Origin of the sequence: Actinomadura fulvescens (assembly GCF_039533225.1) — a bacterium.
GTDB lineage: Bacteria > Actinomycetota > Actinomycetes > Streptosporangiales > Streptosporangiaceae > Spirillospora > Spirillospora fulvescens.
Genome location: NZ_BAAATD010000011.1, coordinates 180,680 through 203,207 on the forward strand (window position 1 = coordinate 180,680; position 22,528 = coordinate 203,207).

The following is a 22,528-nucleotide window of genomic DNA, read 5'->3' on the forward strand; positions in this document are numbered from 1 at the left end:
GATCCAGAGCCGTCGAACCGGTACCCATCTGACGTCAGGCATCGGTGCTGAAGCGGACGGCGGTGGGGGGGAGGGCGATGCCGGGCCATAGGCGCAGGCCGTCGCGCAGTTCGTTGCCGGGGCCGACCAGGGCGCCGTCGCCGAGGATGACGCCGTCGAGGACCGCGCCGGGGCCGACGCGGGCGCCGCGGCCGACGACCGAGTCGCGGACGGTCGCGCCTTCGGCGACGAACGCGCCGTCCTGCAGGACGCTGCCGATCACGGTGGCGCCCGCCTCGATCTCGGCGCCGCGGCCGATGGTGGTGCCGCCGCGGACGACGGCGCCGGGAGACACGATCGCGCCGTCGAGCGCGAGGCTCTCGCCGGGGTCGCCCGGCATCGCGGCCGAGGCGATCCGGCCGAGGACCAGGTCGCAGGAGCCCTGGACGAACGCCTGCGGGGTGCCGACGTCGAGCCAGTAGGCCGTCTCGACGTAGCCCATGACCATGGCGCCGGAGGAGATGAGGGAGGGGAAGGTCTCGCGCTCGACGGAGACGACCTCGTCCTCGGGGATGGTGTCGATCGCCGAGCGGCGGAAGACGTAGCAGCCCGCGTTGATCTGGTCGGTCACCGGGTGCGGGGTCTTCTCCAGGAACGCGGTGACGCGGCCGTCCGGATCGGTCGGCACGCAACCGAAGCGGGAGGGGTCGTCGACCCTGGTCAGGTGGAGCGTCGCGGCGGCGGCGGCCTTCTCGTGCAGCTCGACCTGGGCGGACACGTCGTGGCCTGACAGGATGTCGCCGTTGAGGATCAGCACAGGCTCGTCGGGACCGCAGGTCAGCGCGCGGGCCGCGTTGCGGATGGCGCCGCCGGTGCCGAGCGGCTCCTCCTCGCTGACGTAGGCGAGGTCGACGCCGTGCGCGCCGGTGCCGAACGCGGCCTCGAACATCTCCGCGCGGTACGAGGTCGCGAACACGATGCGGTCGACTCCGGCCGCCCGCGCGCGGGCGAGCTGGTGGGCGAGGAAGGCCACCCCGGCCGTGGGAAGCAGCGGTTTGGGGGTGGAGATCGTCAAAGGTCGCAGCCGGGTTCCCTGGCCCCCGACCAGAAGAATCGCTTCCACAAGCCTCCTTCGCATGGTCCGAGGCCCGAGCCTACTGGTCGGGCGGCTACCGGGGTGACGCGACGGCTCGTTCGAACGAGGCCATGTGCGCCTTCGCCGACGCCTCCCAGCTGAACTGCTGCGACCGTTCGTAGGCGGCGTCGGCGAGCGTCCGGCGGCCGGCCGGATCCTCGATCAGGGCGGAGAGCGCGCGGCAGATGTCCCAGGCGTCCGGCTCGGTGTAGGCCACGGCCTCGCCGCCGACCTCGGGCAGCGGGCCGCGCCGCGTGGTCAGGACCGGCGCGCCGCAGGCCATCGCCTCCAGCACGGGCAGTCCGAAGCCCTCCCCCCGGCTGGGCAGCGCCACGGCCAGCGCCCCGCCGAAGAAACCGGGCAGCATGGGCCAGGCCAGGTAACCGGGACGGACGACCTTCAGCTGGAGCGGGACCGTCGCGAGCGCCGCGTCGACCTCGTCGTCCCAGCCGCCGCTGCCGGCCAGCACCAGCGCGGGCGGATCGGGGTGGTCCGACACCGCTCGGACCCAGCCGCGGATCAGGTTGGGGACGTTCTTTCGCGGTTCCAAAGCCCCGAGATAGGCGATGTAGGAGCGGCCGTGCAGGCCGAGCCGGTCCGACACCTTCTTGATCTCGACCTCGTCGGGCCGGCGGAACACGTCGTGGTCGACGCCGTGGTAGGCCACGTCGATGTGCGCGGGGTCGGCGCCCAGCAGCCGCACCAGCTCGTCGCGGGTGGCCCGGGACGGGGCGATCATGCGGGTGGCGCGCCGCGCGGCGGTACGGGTCGCGGACTTGATGTAGGTCGACCGCACCGGGTCGTGGATCTCCGGCTCGGCGAACACCGTCACGTCGTGGATGGTGACGACGGTCGGGCGCCCGGCCCGGGTCGGCAGGATGTAGGCGGGCAGGTGGATGACGTCGGCGGCGACCTGCTGCGCCACGTACGGCAGTCCGGTCTGCTCCCACGCCAGCCGGGAGTCGCGGTGCGCCAGGGCGGCCGGGCCCGCCACGATCCGTGCGTTGGGCACCAGCTTGCCGTAGCGCTGCTCGTCCGCGCGCTGGCAGGCGATCGCCAGGTCGGCGCCGAGCCGGTCCAGCGCGACGAGCAGCCCGTCACAGTAACGGCCGAGCCCGCCGCGGTCGGCGGGTACGGCCGTGGCATCGACGAGGATCCGAGGCGCCACGTTGCCCCCTTTGATGTCCCGTTCTCGCGGCGTGGCAGGGATCACCCCCGCCTCTTCAGAGCCTACGCCGATCGTGCCCCAGCGGAAGTCAGACCGGCGCTCCAACACGGCTCAACATCGCTTGTGAGATCCGGGGAAAACCGCCGGGACGTTCAGGCGCGCTTGCGGGCGTGGATCAGGACGATGCTGCCGCGTTCGTTGGGCGCCCGGCGGTCGGTGAGGGCGACCAGCGGCGCGAGCGGGGCGGCGGCGTTGAAGCCGACCCTGCCGCCGTACGTCGACAGCGACAGGTAGAGCCGCTCGGCCGCCGGGGTCCGGAACTGGTAGGAGTGGCGGACCAGGTCGAGGCCGCGCTCGTCCATCAGCTTGCCCAGCGTCTCGTGCGTGTAGGTGTGCTGGACGTGGTACTTGGCCTTGTGCGCGTCGCGCAGCTTGGGCCACGCGTCGGCGCGGCTCAGCACGTCCGCCGACATGAAGATCTCGCCGCCCGGCCTCAGCACGCGTGCCATCTCGTCGAGGGACCGGCCGCCGTCGTCGAAGTGCTCGATCGCGCAGACCGAGAGGATCGCGTCGAACGAGCCCTCGCCGAACGGCAGCCGCAGCGCGTCGCACTCGATCAGCGCGGGCGGGTGCGCGAGCGTCCGGCCGTACAGCATCTTCTTGCGCGCGAGGTCGATCGACACGGCGTGCGCCCCGCGTTTGCGCGCCTGCCCGGCCCAGTAGCCGTCGCCGCCCGCGACGTCGAGGACCCGCTTGCCGTCGAGGTTCCGTCCCATCCAGGCCAGCAGCGTCCCTGCCTCGCGGTACCGGCAGACGTGCACCTGGTGCCCCATGAACGCGACCACATCCGAAAGTTTCATCGCCGACCACTCTAGAGCGGCCCTGCCGGTGGACCCGGCCGGTGTGCCCGCGATGACGCCGGTCGCGCGGTGGGCTGGCCTACCCTTGGCAGGTGATTTCCAAGGCCGTGGCGATGCGGATCGGGCGGGTGCTGCTCGTGCTGCTCGCGCTGGGCTTCTGCGCGTACAGCCTGATCGACCAGTGGGACGCCACGGTGCGCGCGTTCGAGCAGATGTCGGCCGTCACGCTGCTCGGCGCGTTCGCGGCGGGACTCGCCGGGCTCTTCGCGTGGACGCTGAGCTGGCGGGTCTTCCTCGCCGGTCTCGGCTCACCGCTCCCGGTCAAGGCCATGTACCGGATCTCGTCGATCTCGCAGCTCGGCAAGTACGTCCCGGGCAAGGTCTGGGCGCTCGTCACGCAGATGGAGCTCGCCCGCGAGTACGACGTGCCGCGGGCGCGCAGCTTCGGCTCCACGCTGCTCGCCATGGCCGCCTCGCAGGCGACCGGGCTGGCGATCGCCGCGAGCACGCTGCCGCTGACCTCGGCGGCCGCCCGCGACCGGTACTGGTGGCTGTTCCTGCTGACCCCGGTGGTCCTGGCCGGCCTGCACCCGAAGATCGTCACCTGGGGGCTGAACACGCTGCTCAGGCTCGTCCGGCGGCCACCGCTCGAACATGCGGTGAGCCTGCCCGAGACGTTGCTCGGGGCGTTCTGGGCGGTGCTGGGCTGGATGTTCTTCGGCGTGCACCTGTGGTCGCTGTGCGCGGCGGTGGGCGGTGACGGGCGCGGCCTGCCGTTCCTGGCCGTGGGCGCCTACGCGCTGGCCTTCGTCGCCGGGTTCCTGGTGTTCATCGCGCCCGGCGGGATCGGCGCCCGCGAGGCGGCCATGGTGCTGGTACTGACGCCGGCGCTGCCCGCGGGCGCGCCGATCGTGGTCGCGCTCGCGTCGCGCGTGCTGCTGACGCTGGCCGACCTGGTGAACGCCGGGCTCGCCGTGCTCATCGGCGGCCGGCCGCCCAAGGCGACGGCACGGCGTGTCCCGGGCGACGGGAATGAACCGGCACCCGGCACACTTGTCACGGGTACGCAGCCGAATAAGGAGTGACCGTGACCGCGCCGATTACCATCACCGACGCCACGTTCGAAGAGCAGGTGCTGAAGAGTGAGACCCCGGTCCTGGTGGACTTCTGGGCGGAATGGTGCGGTCCGTGCAAGATGATCGCGCCCGTGCTGGAGGAGATCGCCGAGGAGTACGCCGGCAGGCTCACGATCGCCAAGCTCGACACCGACGCCAACCCGGGCGCCATGGCCTCGCAGGGCGTGATGGGCCTGCCCACGCTGAACCTCTACAAGAACGGCGAGGTCGTCCAGCAGATCGTCGGCGCCAAGCCCAAGCGGGCGCTGCTCAAGCTGATCGACGAGCACCTGTGAGCGTGCCGAGGTAGGCGGTCCAGAGAGGCTCGTGGTCGACCGGGCGGACGCCCTCCCGGAGCCTCTCTGGCTCGCCCGTCGCGTAGAAGCGCTTGAGGGCGTCGGCCAGCGAGCCCACGTCGTCCGGCTCGCACACGAGGCCGTCGACGCCGTCGCGGATCTGGTCGGCGAATCCGCCGACGCGGGTGGCGATGACCGGCACCCCGTGTTCGTAGGCCATCCACACGTTCTGTGAGGCCGTGGCGGCGCGGTAGGGCAGCACGAGGGCGTCCGCCGCCTCGAACAGGCCCGGCACGTCGGCCGCCGGAACGTATCCCGGCCGCAGCTCGACCCGTCCCGTCAGCTTGAGCTCGGAGATCAGCCGTTCGGTCTCGTCGAGGCCGCCCCAGAACTCCCCCGCCACGGTGAGCGACACGTCCTCAGGACCGGCCGCCAGCGCCCGCAGCAGCACGTCCAAGCCCTTGTAAGGCCGGACGATCCCGAAGAACAACAGCCGGTTGCGCACCCCTGCCGCGCGTTCGGCGCCGCCGCTCGCAGGGGTCGGCAGGTGAGCGGGCATCTCGGCGACCCGTACAGGGTGGCCCGTCAGCCCCCGCGCCAGCTCGGCCTGCTGCTCCGAATGCACGAGAACGCCGTCCACGCGGCGCAGCAGCGCTTTCATCAACGGCCGGTCGTACGCCTTGCGCTCGTGCGGCAGCACGTTGTGGCACAGGGCCACCACCGGCGTCCTACGCCGGAGGCCCGCGAGAATCCCCAGATACGACGGGACCTGCACGGGGCTGAGGACGGCCAGCACCACCAGGTCGTACGCGCGCAGCGACCGGCCGGTGCGCCACCAGCCGTCCGGGCGGCGCCAGTCGAGCTCGTGCCGGGTGCCGGGGAACGGTTCGCCCTCCGGCTCGGAGATCGTCTGCTGTCCCGGATAGAGGCACGCGGGGTACTGGGCGCGCCACGACTCGATGGCGACGTCGTGGCCCGCCGCGGCGAGCCGGTGCGCCAGCTCGGTGGTGTGGTGCGCGCCGCCGCCCTTGTAGGGGAACGCCGGGCCGATGATCGCGATCCGCATGGGAGGCCGCCGCCTAGGTGTCGTTGCGCGAACGGACGATGAGGTCGGCCAGCAACGCCAGCGAGGCGATGAGCATGCCGGTGATGAAGATCATCACGGTGTTGTTGGCGAAGTAGCCGAAGTGCACGACCATGTCGAACACGCCCTTGACCAGCCCGATCACCAGCAGCCACAGCGCCGGCGGCATCAGCACCTTGAGCGGGTTGAAGTACATGACCATCCGCAGCACCTGCAGGATGTATCGGTAGGCGTCCTTGGTGAAGTGGAACTTGGACTTGCCCGCCCGCTTGAAGTAGTCGATCGGCACGTACCGCACGTCGTGCTGGTTCGACAGGAACGCGATGGTGATCGTCGTGACGCAGGAGAACCCTGGCGGCAGCAGCCGCAGGTAGGGCAGCGACACCTGGCGGCGGAACGCACGCAGCCCCGAGTTGAGGTCGGGGATCCTGGTGTTGGTGAGCCGCTCGGCGACCTTGCGGATGAACCACTTGGCGGGCACCCGCAGGAGCTTGTGCGTGCCCTCCTCGCTTTTGCGCGCGCCGACCACCTGGTCGACCGAGGGGTCGGTGTCGAGGATCTCGACCAGCTCGGGGATGCGCTCGTTGGGGTAGGTCATGTCGGCGTCGGTCCACACGACGATCTCGCCGCGCGCCTGCTGGGTGCCGATGCGCCGCACCGTGCCGGAGCCGCTGTTGTGGTGGAACGGGATGATCCGCATGTTGGGGAAGCGCGGCGCGGCCTCCTCCAGCCGGGCCAGCGTCGCGTCGGTCGAGCAGTCGTCGACGGCCAGCAGCTCGTAGCTCTTGCCGCTGCCGTCCATCGCCTTGCAGATGCGCTCGACCTCGTCGATGACGTGATCCTGCTCGTTGTAACACGGCAGCACGATCGTGACGTGCACGGCACTGTCGGTGGGCTGGGTACTCACGCACGGCGAGAATACTCGCCCTGAGCACCTCGCGAGGCCGTGTCCTGCCGGGGAGCGGCCCCAGAGGACGTTTCCAGCCCCCTACCGGGAGGGTTCGGACATCCAGACGTTGACGTTGAACGTCCAGGAGCCGTCCGGCGCGTCCACGAGCGTGCGCTCGTCCTGGCGCGTCCGCAACTCCACGATCTTGGTGGGCGTGCCGTAGAGCGCCACCTGCCCGGCCTCGGCGCCGAGGATCACCGGCCGCCGGCCGGCTGCCTGGATCCGGCCGACCACCCGCCAGACGTCGGCGGGCCGCGCCCGCTCCACGGTGCGCGCGGCGGGCAGGCCGCACATGCTGCGGATCACCTGCAGGAAACGGTCGGCGGTGACGCGCTCGACCACCACGATCGAACGGCCCGGGCCGAACTTCTCGCACATCCCGCGCACCGCCGCGACCTCGCCCTGGTCGACCCTGGTGAACATGAACTTCCCGGACGCGATCGCGATGGGCACCGCCAGCATGAGCACCCCGGTGATCGCCGCGGCGTTGGTGACGTGCCGCCCGTACCCGACCCTCCGTACCCGCCGGAACGTCCAGGCCAGTCCCCAGACCGCGAAGAGCAGCAGGCCGGGGATCACCACGCCGATCAGGCGCCGGGTCGCCCACGGGTGGTCGGGGGTGATGCCCGGCCTCCACAGCACCTGCAGCGTGGTGAAGACGATCACCGCGTACGGCAGCAGCCACTCCGGGGAGCGGCGCCGCAGCAGGCGGCGCGCCAGCAGGGCGGCGCCGAACGTGGCGAGCAGGACCGCCGGGATGCCGAGGTACCAGGTCACCCAGTAGAGGGAGAGCTCGGAGTACTGCCGGGTGCCGTCGAGCGGCAGTCCGGCGAGCTTCTGCGTCGCCTCGATGAACTGGGCGTTGAGCCTGTCGTCGTCGTTGGTCGGCACCCGCCGCACCGTCTGCACGTGCGGCCGGACGGCCAGCGCGATCATCACCAGCACGGTCAGCACCGCGGCCGCGTCCGGCAGCCGGCCGGCCGAGATCCGCGCGCCGAGCCGCCGGAGCCGCTCCCCGCTGCGCGGCGCGCGCAGCGCGACGACCATGACGGCGGTCAGCGCGACCAGGACGGCGGTGCCGAGCAGGAGCGGATCGACCGAGGCGTGCAGGTAGTCCAGGTAGGGGCGCGACAGCGTGAAGCCCTCGATCAGGCCCGCGCCGACGCCGATGGCCAGGCCGAGGATCAGCGGCACGCCGGTCCGGCGGCGGCGCGCGATCAGGAGCCCGGCGATCACCACCACCGGCAGCACGTCGCGCAGCCCGTCGATCCGCACCAGCACGATCAGCCCCAGTGACAGCCCGGCCAGGAAGGCCTTGACCCGTGCCGACCGCGGCAGGCCCCGGGTGGCTTCGGCGCGCACGTCGTACATCAGGCACAGGCCGCCGAGCAGCAGGATCAGCGCGGGCAGTTCGCTGAACGTGGAGCGGGAGATCCACAGCATGGGCAGCGTCAGCGCGAGGAAGAGGGCACCGGCCGGGGCCCATCGCGGACCCACCAGCCGGGCGGTGAGCCCCGCGAAGGCCAGCACGGCGCACGCGCCGAGCAGGGGCGCCATGGCCAGCAGGGCGGGGGTGCCGCCGATCCAGCCGCCGAGCGCCAGGATCATCGGCAGCCCGGCCATGAACTGGGGCCAGATCACGTCGCCGCGCTGGTAGAAGGCCGGGCTCTGGTACTCCAGCGCCGGGTCGCCGCCGCCGAACGCCCAGTGCGTCTGCGGGATCGGCAGGGAGCCGTGGTCGTTCAGCCAGGTGGCGAACTGCACGTACGAGGCCGGGTCACGCCGGACGATGACCTGCTCCGAGCACATGATCATCTGCAGGACCAGGAAGGCCAGCGCGATCGCCAGCACCGCGCCGGTCACCCACCAGGGCACCGGCACGCCCCGGTCCGCCGGGTCCGCTCGTTCCGGCGAGCCCGAGCCCGAGCCCGCCTTGTCCTGGTCCGCCGGGCGGTCGCGCAGGCCCAGCCAGACGACGACGGCGGCGACCGGCACGAACATCGCGATCGCCGGGCCAGGCCGGAACATGCCGGCCAGCAGCAACGGCAACGACACCATCAGCCACGCTACGACCAGCAGGGCCGGGGCCACGCTGATCCTGGCGAGCAGGCGGCCCGCGCTCGTCGTTCCGCTCTGTTGCGCCCCCATGGCTATGTCTCGCCACCCCGGTCTCGTCGTTCGTCGATGCGGAGCGTAGCGGTCCTGAGCACCGCCCTACCGTGATCGGGTGGCGAGTCGGGCCCTTCCTGCGGGCGGGCGGAACGGCGGCGCGGCACCCGGCGTACTGTCTGGCCCATGCCTGATCTCGGATCCGACCTGGGACGTGACGGGGGTCCCGAACGCGGCCCCGCGGACCTGCTCCGGCGGCGCGTCACGGCCGACCCGTCGCGCCCCCTGGTGACCTTCTACGACGACAAGAGCGGCGAACGCGTCGAGCTGTCGGCCCGGACGTTCGACAACTGGGTGGCCAAGACGGCCAACCTGCTGGTCGACGGGCTGGCCGCGGAGGCGGGCGGGCGCGCCGTGCTGGCGCTGCCGCCGCACTGGCAGAGCGCGGTGTGGCTGATGGCCTGCTGGTCCGCGGGCCTCCACGTCGAGGTGGTCGACCCGGAGGACGTCCGCTCCGGCGAACCGGCCGGGGGCTCCGGGCCGTACCTCCTGGCGGCCGCCGAGGAGGTGCTGGGAGACGTGGTCGACGACCGGGAGGCCGAAGAGATCATCGGGCTGTCGCTGCACGCGCTGGGCGGTCCGCTCACCGACTCCCCCGGCGGGGTGGTCGACTACGCGGTGGAGGTCCGCGCCTACGGAGACCGGTTCGTTCCCGGCCCGGACGTGACGCCGGAGTCGCCCGCGGTCACGCTGATCACGGCTACGGACGCACCCACAGGCACTGTGACAAAGACCACATTCAGTGGGGCGGAACTGGTGCGTGAGGCACGTGCGGCCGCCGCGAAATGGGGCCTGGACGGGCACGACAGGGTCTTGGTTGACATGTCGTTCGCCACACTTGACGGGCTTCTGACTGGCCTGCTTGCACCACTAGCCTCGGGTGCTTCCGTCATAATCCAACGAAACTTCCACAAAGACGCCCTAGATCGACGAGTGAGGCTGGAACATGTGACCGTGGTGGCCGGTGTGCCCGGATGGAATGACGCATCCGGGTCCGTGCGCCGGCTCACCTGACCTAGTCTCTGTCTCTGTTTCCCGACCCCCTGAGAGCGCGGGCCCGCCCCCACCCACGGAGCCGATGAACAGCAACCCCATGTACATGGAGTACGTCGACGACGCCGATCCCAGCGGACCGGCGCCGGAGCGACGTGGCTGGCGCATCCTCGGATGGGTGTCGGTCGGCCTGTCCGCCGTCATGGTCGCGGGCAGCCTCGCCGCGTACGGCGTCTACTACAAGACGATGGGCAACGTCGCGCGCGAGGACGTGAACGCCAACGTCGGCCCCAACCGGCCGAAGAAGCTCAACAACGCGCTCAACATCCTGCTCCTCGGGTCGGACACCCGCGCCGGCGGCAACGCCAAGTACGGCCGGAGCATGAAGAACGAGCCGCCGCGCTCGGACACCATGATCCTGCTCCACCTGTCGCCCGGCGGCGGCCAGGCCATGGGCATCAGCTTCCCGCGCGACCTGATGATCCCGATCCCGTCCTGCAAGACCAAGAACGGCACGACGCCCGCGACGAGCCGGGGGCAGATCAACTCCGCGTTCACCAACGGCGGCGCCTCCTGCGTCATCAAGACGATCGAGGGCATCTCCAACATCAAGATCGACCACTTCATGCAGGTCGACTTCAACGGCTTCAAGGCGATCACCAATGCCGTCGGCGGCGTCGAGGTGTGCCTGCCCAAGGCCGTCAACGACCGGCAGTCCCGGCTCAAGCTGGGCAAGGGCAAGCACACCATCAAGGGCGAGACCGCGCTGGCCTACGTGCGCGTGCGGCACGGCCTGGGCGACGGCTCCGACACCGACCGCATCAAGCGGCAGCAGAAGTTCATGGGCTCGCTCGCCAACAAGGCGCTCAGCGCCGGCGTGCTGAGCAACCCGAGCAAGCTGCTCTCGCTGATGAACGCGGCCACCAAGTCGCTGACCACCGACGAGGACCTGACGCCCCGGGTGATGATGCAGATCGCGCAGGGCATGCAGGGCATGACCTCCGGCAAGCTGCGCTTCGTCACGGTGCCGTCCGGCCCCGACCCGGCCGACCCCAACCGGGTGGCGCTCACCCAGCCCACCGCCACCAGCTTCTTCACCGCGGTGCGCAACGACAAGACCGTGGCGAGCGAGCCCAAGGCGGGCACGTCCAAGATCTCTCCAAGCCAGGTGCGGGTGCGGGTCTACAACGCCAGCGGGATCGAGGGCCAGGCCGGGCGGGTCATCACCGCGCTGGAGGCCCAGGGCTTCCACGCCAGTCTCGGCGGCAACAGCGGCAGCGCGGCGACGACCAAGGTGCTGTACGGCTCCGGTGCCGACCAGCAGGCCTCCTTCCTCGCCAAGCTGGTGCCCGGCGGGCCCAAGCCGGCCGCCCGCACCAGCGGCGGCAGCCCCGGCGTCGTCGACCTCGTGGTCGGCAAGGACTGGACCGCTCTCAAGAGTGTTAAGGCCGGTATCCCCAAGCAGCAGGGGGAGATCCGCGCGACCGACGACATCTGCAAGGGGAGCTGACCCACCCCGGGATATCAATGACCTACACCGCCAGGCCCTCTGCCGTACCCCAGCCCGCCGCCGGGGCCAACGCCGAGCCCGCTCCCGCCGCCGGGTCCGTTCCGGCCGCCGGGCCGGCCCCCACCGCCGATCCGGCCGCCACCGCCGCTCCCGCTCCCGCCCGCAAGGAACGCGACCCGTTCTTCGACAACGCCAAGTTCCTGGCGATCCTCCTGGTCGTGGTCGGCCACGCCATCGCGGGACTCATGCACGTCCCGCTGGCCAAGGGCCTGTACCTGTTCATCTACATGTTCCACATGCCGCTGTTCATCGTGATCACCGGCTACTTCTCGCGGAACTGGACGTTCGCCGGCGGCAAGGCGCGCAAGCTGATCACGAACGTGGGCGTGCCGTACGTGGTGTTCGAGTTCGCCTACTCGACCTACGACTGGCTGGTCGGGCGCAACGAGCTGGAGATCAGCCTGCTCAAGCCGTACTACCTGACGTGGTTCCTGTGCGCGCTGTTCCTGTGGCGGCTCTCCACGCCTGTCTGGCAGCAGATCCGCTGGCCGCTGGCGGTGGCGATGGGCTTCTCGCTGCTGTCGTACATGAGCGAGCTCGGCGGCACGTTCAACATCCACCGGGTCATCGGGCTGCTGCCGTTCTACGTGCTCGGCCTGATGCTCAAGCCCGAGCACTTCGAGCTGATCAAGAAGTCGAAGGCCCGGGTCGCCGGGTTCGCCGTGCTGGGCGCCGGGCTCGCCGCCGCGTACCTGGCCATGGACCGGATGTCCAAGGGCTGGGTCTACTGGCGCGACCCCCACTCGCACTTCAACGTCGACAACGTGACCGGCAGCGTCATGCGGCTCGCGATGTTCGCCTGCGCGACCGTGCTGCTGTTCGCGTTCCTGGCGATCGTGCCGCGGCGCCGGATGTGGTTCACCTCACTGGGCGCCGCGACGCTCTACGCCTACCTGCTGCACGGCTTCGTGACGCGGCTGCTGAGCTTCGCCGGCTGGTGGAAGCTCGACTGGATGGCGACCACCCCCGGCGTGCTGGTCGTCATCGCCGGGGCGCTGGTCGTCGGCACGCTCCTGTGCAGCCCGCCCGTCGTGCGCTGCATGAGCTGGGCCCTCGAACCCAAGATGACCTGGGCGTTCACCCCGCTCAAGCGGCCCGGCGGCCGGGCCCGCGCCGCCTCCGCGACGGGCAGTAAGATCGAAAGCACGACCGGTCACGAACAGGCTGGATATCCTTCGAGATTCGGAAGATAGTCGTCGTCCCGGCCGCAGGGTCACGCGTCTATACGTATATGAGCGTCTGCCTCCCGCCGGCGCATACCGAGGAGAACCGTGTCACCGCTGCTGAGCGTCGTTGTGCCGTTCTACAACGTCGAGCTGTACCTCGAGCCCTGCCTTGAGTCGCTGGCCCGGCAGACGCTTCGCGACCTCGAGGTCGTCATGGTCGACGACGGCTCCACCGACGGCAGCGCGGCGATCGCCAAGGAGTTCGCCGCCAAGGACGGCCGGTTCCGGCTCGTGCAGCAGGAGAACCAGGGGCTCGGCCCCGCCCGCAACGCGGGCGTTCCGCACTCTTCGGGCAAATACCTGGCCTTCGCCGACAGCGACGACATCATTCCCCGCTACGCCTACGACCTGATGGTGTCCTCTCTGGAGGAGACCGGGTCCGACATCGCCTGCGGCGGGGTGCGCCGGTTCGGGGCGAACGGGCTGCAGCTGTCGGCGATGCACGAAAAGATCTTCCCGATCGACCGGAAGGCCACCCACGTCCGGGAGTTCCCCGAGCTCCTGCGCGACCGCACCGCGTGGAACAAGGTCTTCCGCAAGTCGTTCTGGGACGCGCACGGCTTCACGTTCCCCGCCGGCCTGTATGAGGACGCTCCCGCCACCATCCCCGCGCACGTCCTCGCGAGCAGGGTCGACGTCCTGCGCGAGGTCGTCTACCACTGGCGGATCCGCGAGACCGGCGCGCGGTCGATCACGCAGCGCCGCACCGAGCCCGGCAACCTTGAGGACCGCATGCGCTCGGTACGCGCGGCGGCGGCCTTCCTGAGGGAGCACGCGCCCGACCTCAAGGACGCCTACGACGGGTTCGCGCTGTCCGACGACATCCGCATCTACGTCAACGTGTTCGACCAGGGCGACGACGTCTACCGCGAGACGTTCTTCGACCTCGTCAACGACTTCCTCGACACCGTCGACCCGGGGCTCTACGCCGGCCTGCCCGCCATCGACCGGCTGAAGTTCCACGCGGTCCGGCAGCGGCTGTCGCCCGAGCTGCTGGAGATCGTCTCGTTCGCCAAGAGCGACCCGATGCGCAACAGCGCGATCCAGCGGGCGGGTCACCCGGGCCGGTGGTACGGCGACTACCCGTTCCTCGGCGATCCGCGCTTCCCGGACGACCTCTACGAGCTCGGCGACGAGCTGGAGCTCAAGACCGGCATCGACGAGGTCACCTGGCACCAGGGCCGGCTGCGGATCGAGGGCCACGCCTACATCAAGCGGCTGGACGCGCCCGCGCAGGCCGACTCGGAGATCGAGGTGGAGATCCGCGGACGGGTCTTCCGGCTGATCCCCAAGGTCATCCGCCCCGCGGTGACCCGCGTCCGCCGGCCGGACGTGACCGCGGGCAGCGGGCAGGCCACCGCGTGCCTGGACTGGTCGGGGTTCGTGGTCGAGATCGACCCGGCCAAGCTGGGCACCGGCGGCGGCAACCGGCACGTCTACGTCACGGTCACCACGCACGGCGTCAAGCGCCGCGGCGCGCTCACCGGGCCCAAGGGCCACGGCTGGTATCCGAAGGCCCGCCTGGTCGAGTCCGGCCGCGTCGTCAAGCCCAAGTACGCCAACCGCGACCTGGTGATCGGCGTGCAGCCGGTCCGCAACCAGGTCACCGAGGTCACCGTCGAGGGGCCGCTGGTCCACCTCACCGGCTGGGTCCGGCGCGAGGACGCCGCGTACGTCACCGACGGCCATCTGGAGATCGCGTTCCGGCAGGGCATGACCACGGTGCGCCGCCCGGTCACCCGCACCGGCGACGGCCCCGGTGGACGCGTCCAGTTCACCTCCACCATCGACCTCGCCGAGCTCGCGGCCGAGACCGGCGCCGGTGACGCCACCGCCTCGCTCGACTCCATCGAGTGGGACGTGTCGGTGCGCGCGAAGGGACGCGCCAGGCTCCGGCTGGCGGTGTCGGCCGACCTGATGGACGTGCGCGGGCACGTCGCGGGCCACGAGTACGACATCATCGCCACCAAGTACGGCAACCTGACCCTGGTCGAGCGCACGCCGCGCCTGGTCGTGACCGACGTCGACTGGCTCGACGGCAGCACGGTCCGGCTCACCGGCTCGTACGCCGAGGAGGGCGACCGCCCGGACCGGCTCATCATGCGCCGGCGCCGCAGCAACGACTCGCACGAGCTCCCGCTGAGTTGGGAAGACCACTACTTCACGGCGCTCGTCAACGCCGAACGGCAGACGGCGCACGGCCTGCTGCCCCTGCCCAGCGGCCGCTGGGACCTCTACGCGCCCGGCCCGAACGGCGACGAGGTCAGCGTGGCCATGGACCGGGCGGGCCGCGACCGCCTGCCCGAGCCGCGCTTCGTCGGGATGCACGAACTCCAGCTGACGACGCAGCGCGGCGACCTGCTGCACCTGTGGATCCGCACCGCGCTGTCGGACGAGGAACGCGGCCAGTACAACCAGCGCGCCATGCAGCAGAAGTACTTCTCGCCCACGAGCACCGCGCCGTTCCGCGACCTGGTGGTGTTCGAGAGCTACTTCGCCCGCCAGTACTCCTGCAACCCGCAGGCGATCTACGAGGAGATGCTGCGGCGCGACCTCGGCTTCGACCTGGTCTGGGCGACCGCGGACGGGCAGTTCCGCGTCCCGGGCGACGGCAGGGTCGTGCTGCGCGGCAGCCGCGAATACTACGACCTCGTCGGCTCGGCCCGCTTCGTCGTCAACAACGTCCTGCAGATGCAGGGGTACGCCAAGCGTCCCGGCCAGACCTACCTGCAGACCTGGCACGGCACCCCGTACAAGCACATCGGCTACGACCTGGTGCAGAACGGCCGCATCGCCAGCGGCACCACCAAGCTCAGCCGGTTCCAGGAGGACGTGCCGCTCTGGGACTACCTCATCTCCCCCGCGCCGCACGTCACCGAGATGTTCCGGCGGGCGTTCCGGTACGAGGGCGAGGTGCTGGAGACCGGCTACCCGCGCAACGACATGCTCTTCGGCGCCGACCGCGAGGCGCGTGCCCGGGCCGTGCGCGAACGGCTGGGCATCCCGGCGGACCGCCGGACCGTGCTGTACGTGCCGACGTGGCGCGAGGACATCTGGCTCACCGGTGGCCGGCAGGCCGAGCTCGTCCTCGACACGGGCCTCATCGCCGGCGCGCTCGGCGACGACCACACCGTGCTCGTCCGGCAGCACCACATGGTCGCCGACCGGACCGTCGGCATCGGCAGCGAGGTCATCGACGTCACCCGCTACCCCGACATCAACGAGCTCTACCTGGTCGCGGACGTGGTCATCACCGACTACTCCTCGGTGATGTTCGACTATGCCGCCACCGGCCGGCCGATCCTGTTCTTCACGCCCGACCTGGACTTCTACCAGGACGAGCTCCGCGGTACCTACTTCGACCTGACGGAGGAGGCCCCCGGTCCGCTGCTGCGGGAGAACGACGAGGTCGTGGACGCCCTCAGGTCCCTCGACACCGTCACCTCCGAACACGCCGCCGCCTACCGGGCGTTCCGCGAGAAGTACTGCGCGATGGACGACGGTCACGCCGCCGCCCGCGTCGTCGACCGGCTCCTCGGTGTCACTCTGTGACGAGATGGTCACTATCGATGGTCACACCGGCACAGCGAGGTAACATCTTTACCCCCAGCCGGTGATTCCTGGGACGGCGCTGACCCGAAGCGACGATGATCTTGGGATATCGCCCCGTGCGGCGTAGGGAAGCCTCGTCTATCCGTCATGAAAGGACAGCTCTCCATGTCGAAATTCACGCTCGATGACGTTCGTGAGCGGACGTACAAAGCGCGTGACGCATGGTGGACGGTACTGCTGGTCGACCCGCTCGCCGCACGGCTGGTCCGGTTCACCGCCAACCGCACCAACATCACCCCCAACCAGCTCACCGTCGGCGCCCTCGTCCTCGGCCTCGGCGCGGGCGCGAGCTTCGCGCTGGCCTCCTGGCCCTACCTGCTGCTCGGCGCCCTGCTCTACCACCTGTCGTTCACGCTCGACTGCATGGACGGCAAGATCGCCCGGCTGAAGGGCACGGGCTCGGTCTTCGGCGCCTGGCTCGACTACATCTTCGACCGCGTCCGCGTCCTGGTCTGCGCGATCGCCCTCATGGGCGGGCAGTACGCGGCCACCGGCAACGTCGCCTACGTCTGGGCGGCCGTCGGCGTGGTCTTCCTCGACATGCTGCGCTACATGGACGCGCTGGAGATCTACAAGGTCCGCTCCCAGATGCGCGCCCAGCTCCGGCGCCTCCAGGAGGAGGCGGAGCTCCTCGAACTCGCCCACAAGCGCGCCAACGGCGAGGACACCCCGGTCATCGACCCGATCGAGCGGCTGCTGAGCCCGGACCCCGAGGCCGACATGGAAGACCAGGTCGTCGGCGACCAGCCGACCCCGGCCGCGCTGCTCCAGCAGGGCTTCAACCAGCAGTTCCCCTGGTACGCACGCATCCGCAACGTGCTGACCCGCACCCGCATCCGCCCGCACCTGATCAGCGGCATCGAGTTCCAGATGGGCGTCTTCATCGTCGCGCCGGTCGCCGCCGCGGTGATCTCCGGCGCGATCATCCCGGTGGCGGCGCTGGCCGGTGTGGGCATGCTGGCCTTCGAGCTGTTCATCATCTACAAGTTCTGGCTCTCCAGCCGCGACTACAGCCGTACCCTCGGCACGCTGGAGCGGAAGGTCGCCGACCTGCGCGCAGGCTTTCCCCACGAGCACCAGCCCAGCCTGACGGCCGCCGACAGCGCCTGAGACGGCGTTTCTAGGTCTCGGCGTTCTGTCGGCTCGGCTCGTCGTCCGCGTCGTCGTCCATGCCCTCGTCGTCGGCCTCGCCGTCGGCCTGCGGCGGAACGACCGGCGCGTCCTTGCGCTTGATGAGGGAGACGGGCTTGATGAGCGAAACGGGCTTGGGGACGACCGGTGCCACGGCCGTACGGGGACGGCGGGCGAGCGTCAGCCCGGCCGCCAGGGCGGCGAAGGGGATGGCCGGGAGAATGTAGCGGTAGTCGAAGTCCGCCGTCGCCGCCGGGACCACCAGCAGCGCGAGGGACACGCCGAACGGCAGCAGCACGTCGCCGCCCAGACGGCGCGCGCGAACGAGGACACCGAGCAGGCCGACGGCCATCAGCGCGCCCAGGTACGGCCCCCGCATGAAGAAACGATCCTGATAGTCCCGTACCCACGCGCCATGCGGCTCGACGACTCTGGCGTCGCTGGTCTCGCCGCCGTACGGGTAGGCGTACATGGCCTGCCAGCTCGTCAGCGAGGCGCCCACGGGGAACTCGTACTGCTCGACCGTGCCCCGGGTGGGGTAGTAGGTGCGGTCCCATTCGAACGAGCGGATCGTGTCGCGCCAGATGACGGCCACGTAGTCGCCGGGCTGCTTGGTGATGGCGGCCATCGCGAACTCACCCGCGAGCTTGTTGGCGTCCGGGTTGTACATCTTGCCGGGCAGCTGCTTGAAGCCGGAGTTCCAGCCCCAGAGGGCCTGGAAGGCGGGGGCCACGTCGGGGTCGCGCGGCAGGCCGTCGCGGCAGAAGATGGCCACCTCGGGCCGGGGCTTGATGATCGAGCAGTCCGCGAAGTCGACGGTCCGGCCGTACAACCACACCTTGTCGGTGGTCGTCAGCGCGAACTTGCCGTGCGCCTCCTGGAACCACGACATGTACACCACGAACGGGATCGCGGCCGTCACCACGGTGGCGGCCATGGCGCGCCACCCCGCGCGGCGGATCAGCATGCACAGCAGAACGACCAGCAGGAGCGGCAGCCCGATGGACCGGACGAGCGCGGAGAACGCCAGCAGCAGCCCCGCCAGCGCCCCCGTCCACCAGCTCATGCGGCGGCGCCACATCACCACCGTGATCCCGGCGACCAGCAGGAAGGTGAACAGGCCGTCCGACATCAGCAGGTGTTCGAGCTCGATCTGGTACGCGTCGTACAGCACCGGAACGGTGACCAGCGTCGCGAGGGCGCCCGGCGCCCACGTCCACCACCGGGGCCAACCGGCGCGCAGGCCCCGCCACACCAGCGCGTAGACCATGACGCCCGTCAGCACGCCGAGGGCGTGCTGGACGCTCAGCACGACGGTGAAACTGTGGAACGGCTTCAACAGCCACAGGAAGACCGAGTAACCGCTGGGACGCAGCCGGGCGGGTTCGAACTTCAGGGCGCCGTCGAGATAGGTGGGCGAATCCCCGAACCACAGAGGCGAGGGATAGCCGAGCATCACGACCCAGCGAACGGCGATCGACCCGCCGAGAACGACCAGGAAGAGCCCATGGGCCAGGAGGAAGCGGCCTCCGCCACGCGCGATCCCGAACAGTCGCCCTCTGTCAGCACCCACCGTGGTGGCACTGTCACTCAAACCGGCTCCGTGAACATGTAAAGGGCCTCCAGCACCGAGAGGCGCGACCACATCGAGCAGCATATCCGCGTCGGAGGCGACCACCGGACACGAACAGTGAGCTTCACACTTTCCGTCGCGCTTACGCGTTCCCTGGGTAAGATCTCGATCTCGATGCTGTCGCCGACATCGGGGGATGTGTGGCCGCGGGCTCTTGTCTGGCCGACCGTGTTCTGCGAGGACGCGCACGGTCGGAGGGCCTGCCCTGGTCTTGGTTCGTTCCACTTCTGCCGGCGGTCACCGCTCTGCTGGTGACCGGATGGCGGCTCGGCACGCCGACCTACTGGCGCGACGAGACGGCGACGATCACGGTCGCACGGCGGTCGCCCGGTGAGATCGTCGACCTGCTCGGCACCATCGACGCCGTGCACGGTCTGTACTACCTGCTGATGCACCCCGTGGTGACGCTGTTCGGCACCGGCGAGGTCGCGACCCGGCTGCCCTCCGTGCTGGCGGCGGCGGTCGCGGCGGCGATGACCGCGCTGATCGGCGCGCGGGTCGCGGACAGGTTCGTGGGACTCGTCGCGGGCCTTCTGGTGGCGGTGTCGCCGGCCATCTCCCGCTACGCGCAGGAGTGCCGCCAGTACATGCTCGCGACGGCACTGGCCGCCGTCGCCACCTACCTCCTCGTCCGTGCGCTGGAACGAGGTGATCGCCGCTGGTTCGCGGCCTACGCCGTCTCGATCGCGCTGCTCGGCTGGCTCCAGATCTTCTGCCTCCTGCTGCTGCCCGCCCACGCGGTGACGGTGGCGACCACGCGTGAACGCACGTTGCCGCTGATCCGTCGCTGGCTCGTCTCGGTCGCGTTCCCTCTGGCCGCCACCGTGCCGCTCGTTCTGGTGGCCCTTCCACAGCGACGGCTCCAGGTCGAGTGGATCAGCGAGCCCGACCGGGGCGCCGTGGAGCTACTGCTGAAGATGGTCTCGGGGTCGTCGTGGTCGATCGTCCCCGTGCTGGTGCTGCTGGGCCTGGCCCTGGTCCGGCCGGTCCGGCCCGCCGGTCCCGTCGACCCGCGCTGGACGGCCGCCGCCTGGGCCCTGCTGCCCCCCGCGATCCTGCTCGGCGCCTCGTTCGTCGTGCCGAGCTACGTCTTCCGGTACGTGCTCTTCTGCGTCCCCGCGATGGCGCTGATGATCGGCCTGGCGCTGCGCCGGCTTCCGGTCTGGGCCGCCGGCCCGGTGGCGCTCGCGCTGGCGCTGGCGGCGGTCCCGATGCATCTGGACGTCCGCGAGCCGGACGCCCGCATCGACGACACCCGTTCCCTGGCCGCCCTGCTGCGCGAGCACCAGGCCCCCGGCGACGCGATCGTCTTCAGCGACCAGCGGTTCCGCCGCGTCACCGCGCCCTATCCGGACGCCTACCGCGGCCTGAACGACCTCGCCCTGGCCAGGACCGGCGCCGCGACCGGCACGATCGACGGCAAAGAGGTGAGGCCCGCCGAACTGGCCCGCCGCCTGGCCACCGTCGATCGCGTCTGGTTCGTCTGGCGGAGATTCGTGTCCGCGGCCCCGGTCGACAAGGCCAAGTTCCGCCTGATCACCCGAGACCGCGACGGCTTCCGCAAGGTCGTCCGCTACCGCTACAAGGGCGGGACCGTGACCCTGTACGAACGTCGCTAGCGGGAGCGCAGGCGACGCGCGATGCGGCGGACCTTGCGGGCCATCGGACGCTCCACCACCTTGATGGCGAGGGCGCGGCGGTTGGTGCCGTACGGGGCGGCTTTGCGGAAGATGCCGCTGGGCGACGCGTCCGGCAGTCCGGCACGCGGCAGAGGCACGCGGCCGCGCAGGCGCACGCCGTCCACGGAGATCTCCAGCCACGTGTCCCACCGGCCGGGCGGGCAGCCGCGCAGGTCGAACTCCGCGGCCACCTCCAGCCGGTGCGCCGCGCTCACGCCCTCGGCGGCGGCCTGCCGGGCGGGTCCGTCGCCGCGGCGGACGGCCTCGGCCGAGACCCGTACGGCGTGGCCTTCGGGGAGGGCGCTCGGGATGCCGCCGCTCACCCGCAGGCGGCCGTGCCCGTCCCACCGCACCTCGTCGATCTCCAGCAGCCGGGCCGCCTCGTCCGGTACGACCCGGAGCGCCAGCGTGCGCCAGCCGGGGTCCACGACGGCGGTGACGACCGAGCCGGAGGCGACGAGCCGCGGGCCGGGCAGCGTGACGTCCTCGGCTGCGAGCAGCCGGCGGGTGACGGTGAACCCGCCCACCCGGACCTCGACGTGCACCTCCCAGACCCCGTCGGCCGGCGCGTCGCCGGGGCCCAGGGGGATCGCCGCCCGGAAGGCCCCCGGCCCCTCCTCCGGCACCCGGGACGCGCTGATCCGGCGCGTCCCCGGCTCTCCGGAGCCGTCCGGGCCGCCCTTGGCGCGCAGGACGATGGTGATCTCCTGCGGCTCGTCGACGCCGATCAGCTCCACCCGGCCCGCGAGCTCCAGCGCGCCGGGCCGCCAGGCCACCTCGGTGAACCGCCGCTGCACGCGCAGCAGCCGGTCGCTGATCTCGTAGCAGGAGTCGGGGATCGCCGACACCGGGTCCTGGAAGTAGGGATAGCGGGCGTAGAGGCCGTCGCCGACCACGGCCGGGGCCGCCCGCCCGCCGTGGTGCTGGAACTCGATGATCTCGCGGAGCTCGGTGCGGCGGCCGTGCTGCACGCAGTACGCGATCAGCTTGGTGTGCACCGGCAGCAGCGCCGCCACCGAGGGCGTCAGCCACCGCTTGAGGACGTCGGCCGCCGCCTCCTCCGCGCCGCGCTGCTCGGCCTCGTCCTGCGTGAGGTAGTGCAGGTGGAACCGATGGTGCAGCACGTCCCACTCGATGTGCCGGGCGATCAGGCGGTCGTACAGGGGCCCGGGCGGGACGTGCCGGTCGACCACCTCCATCAGCTCGACCATGCGCGGGAAGTAGGCCGCCGCCGGGGCCCCGCCGTTCTGCATGACGCTGGTGCCGTCCTCGCGGTCGACCCAGTAGTAGCAGTCGTAGTCGCCGACCACCGAGAACGAGCGCGCGTGCAGGAAGGCGTGCGCGGAGAAGATCACGTCCTCGCCCGACAGCACCCCCTCGGCGAACCGCACGCCGTTGCTCCGCAGCGGTTCCGTGCGGAACAGCTTCATCACCGCGAGCGTGCCGTACAGGTCCGGGGTCTTGGCCAGCGTGGTGGACGGCACCGTCCTCGCGAAGATCGCCTTGGGCACGCCCCGGCCGACCCCGACGTACTTGCCGAACACCACGTCGGTGCCGTTGGCGTCGGCCATGCCGCACATGCGCTCCAGCGCCTCGGGCCCGAGCCAGTCGTCGGCGTCCAGGAAGAAGACGTACTCCCCTGCCGCCCGGTCCAGGCCCACGTTGCGCGGTGCCCCCGGCCCACCCGAGTTGTCCTGGTGAACGACCGTCATCCGCGGGTGCCGCGCGGCCATCCGGTCGAGCTCGGCCCCGCTCCCGTCGGTGGAGCCGTCGTCCACCGCGATGATCTCAACGGCGTCCGTGCCCGGGCCGAGTGACTGATCGAAGACCGAGTCCAGTGCGCGGCCCAACGAGGCCAGGCAGTTGTAGACCGGTATGACGACGGTCACTTTAGGCCGTTGTTCCATACCGTTAACGCTAGCAACGCAG

16 protein-coding genes are annotated in these 22,528 nt (G+C 70.8%); 8 read left to right on the forward strand and 8 right to left on the reverse strand.

The window, feature by feature from the left end; all coding sequences use genetic code 11:
* Positions 1-34: 34 nt before the first annotated feature.
* The 3 genes from manB to ABD333_RS34560 all read right to left on the reverse strand — a co-directional run bounded on the left by manB (position 35) and on the right by ABD333_RS34560 (position 3,142).
* Positions 35-1,102 carry a mannose-1-phosphate guanylyltransferase gene (gene manB, locus ABD333_RS34550; protein ID WP_344546753.1) on the reverse strand — a complete coding sequence of 356 codons (1,068 nt, stop codon included), beginning with the start codon at positions 1,100-1,102 and terminating at the stop codon, positions 35-37.
* Between the two features lie 46 nt (positions 1,103-1,148).
* Positions 1,149-2,282: a glycosyltransferase family 4 protein gene (locus ABD333_RS34555; protein WP_344546754.1), complete on the reverse strand. Its 1,134-nt coding sequence runs from the start codon at positions 2,280-2,282 to the stop codon at positions 1,149-1,151.
* Positions 2,283-2,434: 152 nt separating this feature from the next.
* The gene (locus ABD333_RS34560; RefSeq protein WP_344546755.1) at positions 2,435-3,142 is read right to left on the reverse strand and encodes a class I SAM-dependent methyltransferase; all 708 of its coding nucleotides are present in this window, start codon (positions 3,140-3,142) and stop codon (positions 2,435-2,437) included.
* Positions 3,143-3,234: 92 nt separating this feature from the next.
* Between ABD333_RS34560 and ABD333_RS34565 the strand changes: the two genes are divergently transcribed.
* Together ABD333_RS34565 and trxA are read left to right on the forward strand one after the other, a co-directional pair.
* Complete coding sequence (locus tag ABD333_RS34565) at positions 3,235-4,227, forward strand: lysylphosphatidylglycerol synthase transmembrane domain-containing protein (protein WP_344546756.1); 993 nt, start codon at positions 3,235-3,237, stop codon at positions 4,225-4,227.
* A 2-nt stretch (positions 4,228-4,229) separates the two neighbouring features.
* Positions 4,230-4,553 (forward strand): thioredoxin, encoded by a 324-nt coding sequence (gene trxA, locus ABD333_RS34570; protein WP_344546757.1) that lies wholly within the window; start codon positions 4,230-4,232, stop codon positions 4,551-4,553.
* Here trxA and ABD333_RS34575 read toward each other — a convergent pair.
* The 3 genes from ABD333_RS34575 to ABD333_RS34585 all read right to left on the reverse strand — a co-directional run bounded on the left by ABD333_RS34575 (position 4,528) and on the right by ABD333_RS34585 (position 8,734).
* The gene (locus tag ABD333_RS34575) at positions 4,528-5,619 is read right to left on the reverse strand and encodes a glycosyltransferase family 4 protein (protein WP_344546758.1); all 1,092 of its coding nucleotides are present in this window, start codon (positions 5,617-5,619) and stop codon (positions 4,528-4,530) included. The two genes, trxA and ABD333_RS34575, sit on opposite strands and share 26 nt — an antisense overlap.
* A gap of 13 nt (positions 5,620-5,632) precedes the next feature.
* On the reverse strand, positions 5,633-6,544 hold the full coding sequence (locus ABD333_RS34580; RefSeq protein ID WP_344546759.1) for a glycosyltransferase family 2 protein: 912 nt from the start codon (positions 6,542-6,544) through the stop codon (positions 5,633-5,635).
* An 81-nt stretch (positions 6,545-6,625) separates the two neighbouring features.
* Positions 6,626-8,734, reverse strand: coding sequence for a hypothetical protein (locus ABD333_RS34585; protein ID WP_344546760.1), 2,109 nt, complete (start codon positions 8,732-8,734; stop codon positions 6,626-6,628).
* Between the two features lie 147 nt (positions 8,735-8,881).
* On the opposite strand from ABD333_RS34585, the gene ABD333_RS34590 reads away from it, so the two are divergent.
* From ABD333_RS34590 to ABD333_RS34610, 5 genes are all read left to right on the forward strand, one after another.
* The gene (locus ABD333_RS34590) at positions 8,882-9,769 is read left to right on the forward strand and encodes a TIGR03089 family protein (RefSeq protein ID WP_344546761.1); all 888 of its coding nucleotides are present in this window, start codon (positions 8,882-8,884) and stop codon (positions 9,767-9,769) included.
* Between the two features lie 64 nt (positions 9,770-9,833).
* A complete protein-coding gene (locus ABD333_RS34595; RefSeq protein WP_344546762.1) occupies positions 9,834-11,258 on the forward strand; it encodes an LCP family protein in 1,425 nt (474 codons plus the stop codon).
* A 17-nt stretch (positions 11,259-11,275) separates the two neighbouring features.
* A complete protein-coding gene (locus ABD333_RS34600; RefSeq protein WP_344546763.1) occupies positions 11,276-12,511 on the forward strand; it encodes an acyltransferase family protein in 1,236 nt (411 codons plus the stop codon).
* A 78-nt stretch (positions 12,512-12,589) separates the two neighbouring features.
* Positions 12,590-16,096, forward strand: a complete 3,507-nt coding sequence (locus ABD333_RS34605) for a CDP-glycerol glycerophosphotransferase family protein (protein ID WP_344546764.1) — start codon at positions 12,590-12,592, stop codon at positions 16,094-16,096.
* 165 nt (positions 16,097-16,261) lie between these two features.
* Positions 16,262-17,266 carry a CDP-alcohol phosphatidyltransferase family protein gene (locus tag ABD333_RS34610; protein WP_344546765.1) on the forward strand — a complete coding sequence of 335 codons (1,005 nt, stop codon included), beginning with the start codon at positions 16,262-16,264 and terminating at the stop codon, positions 17,264-17,266.
* A gap of 10 nt (positions 17,267-17,276) precedes the next feature.
* Here ABD333_RS34610 and ABD333_RS34615 read toward each other — a convergent pair whose 3' ends face one another.
* Positions 17,277-18,860, reverse strand: coding sequence for a hypothetical protein (locus tag ABD333_RS34615; RefSeq protein WP_344546766.1), 1,584 nt, complete (start codon positions 18,858-18,860; stop codon positions 17,277-17,279).
* Between the two features lie 311 nt (positions 18,861-19,171).
* Here ABD333_RS34615 and ABD333_RS34620 point away from each other — a divergent pair, with 311 nt between their 5' ends.
* Positions 19,172-20,539, forward strand: coding sequence for a glycosyltransferase family 39 protein (locus ABD333_RS34620; protein WP_344546767.1), 1,368 nt, complete (start codon positions 19,172-19,174; stop codon positions 20,537-20,539).
* Here the strand turns inward: ABD333_RS34620 and ABD333_RS34625 are convergent.
* Positions 20,536-22,506, reverse strand: coding sequence for a glycosyltransferase family 2 protein (locus tag ABD333_RS34625; RefSeq protein WP_344546768.1), 1,971 nt, complete (start codon positions 22,504-22,506; stop codon positions 20,536-20,538). The two genes, ABD333_RS34620 and ABD333_RS34625, sit on opposite strands and share 4 nt — an antisense overlap.
* Between the last annotated feature and the right edge of the window lie 22 nt (positions 22,507-22,528).

Bases quoted from the DNA above. Each gene is read 5' to 3' on its own strand.
- ABD333_RS34625 (WP_344546768.1), bottom strand. From the start codon at position 22,506: ATGGAACAACGGCCTAAAGTGACCGTCGTCATACCGGTCTACAACTGC.
- ABD333_RS34560 (WP_344546755.1), bottom strand. From the start codon at position 3,142: ATGAAACTTTCGGATGTGGTCGCGTTCATGGGGCACCAGGTGCACGTC.
- ABD333_RS34595 (WP_344546762.1), top strand. From the start codon at position 9,834: ATGAACAGCAACCCCATGTACATGGAGTACGTCGACGACGCCGATCCC.
- ABD333_RS34585 (WP_344546760.1), bottom strand. From the start codon at position 8,734: ATGGGGGCGCAACAGAGCGGAACGACGAGCGCGGGCCGCCTGCTCGCC.
- ABD333_RS34575 (WP_344546758.1), bottom strand. From the start codon at position 5,619: ATGCGGATCGCGATCATCGGCCCGGCGTTCCCCTACAAGGGCGGCGGC.
- ABD333_RS34610 (WP_344546765.1), top strand. From the start codon at position 16,262: ATGTCGAAATTCACGCTCGATGACGTTCGTGAGCGGACGTACAAAGCG.
- ABD333_RS34590 (WP_344546761.1), top strand. From the start codon at position 8,882: ATGCCTGATCTCGGATCCGACCTGGGACGTGACGGGGGTCCCGAACGC.
- ABD333_RS34600 (WP_344546763.1), top strand. From the start codon at position 11,276: ATGACCTACACCGCCAGGCCCTCTGCCGTACCCCAGCCCGCCGCCGGG.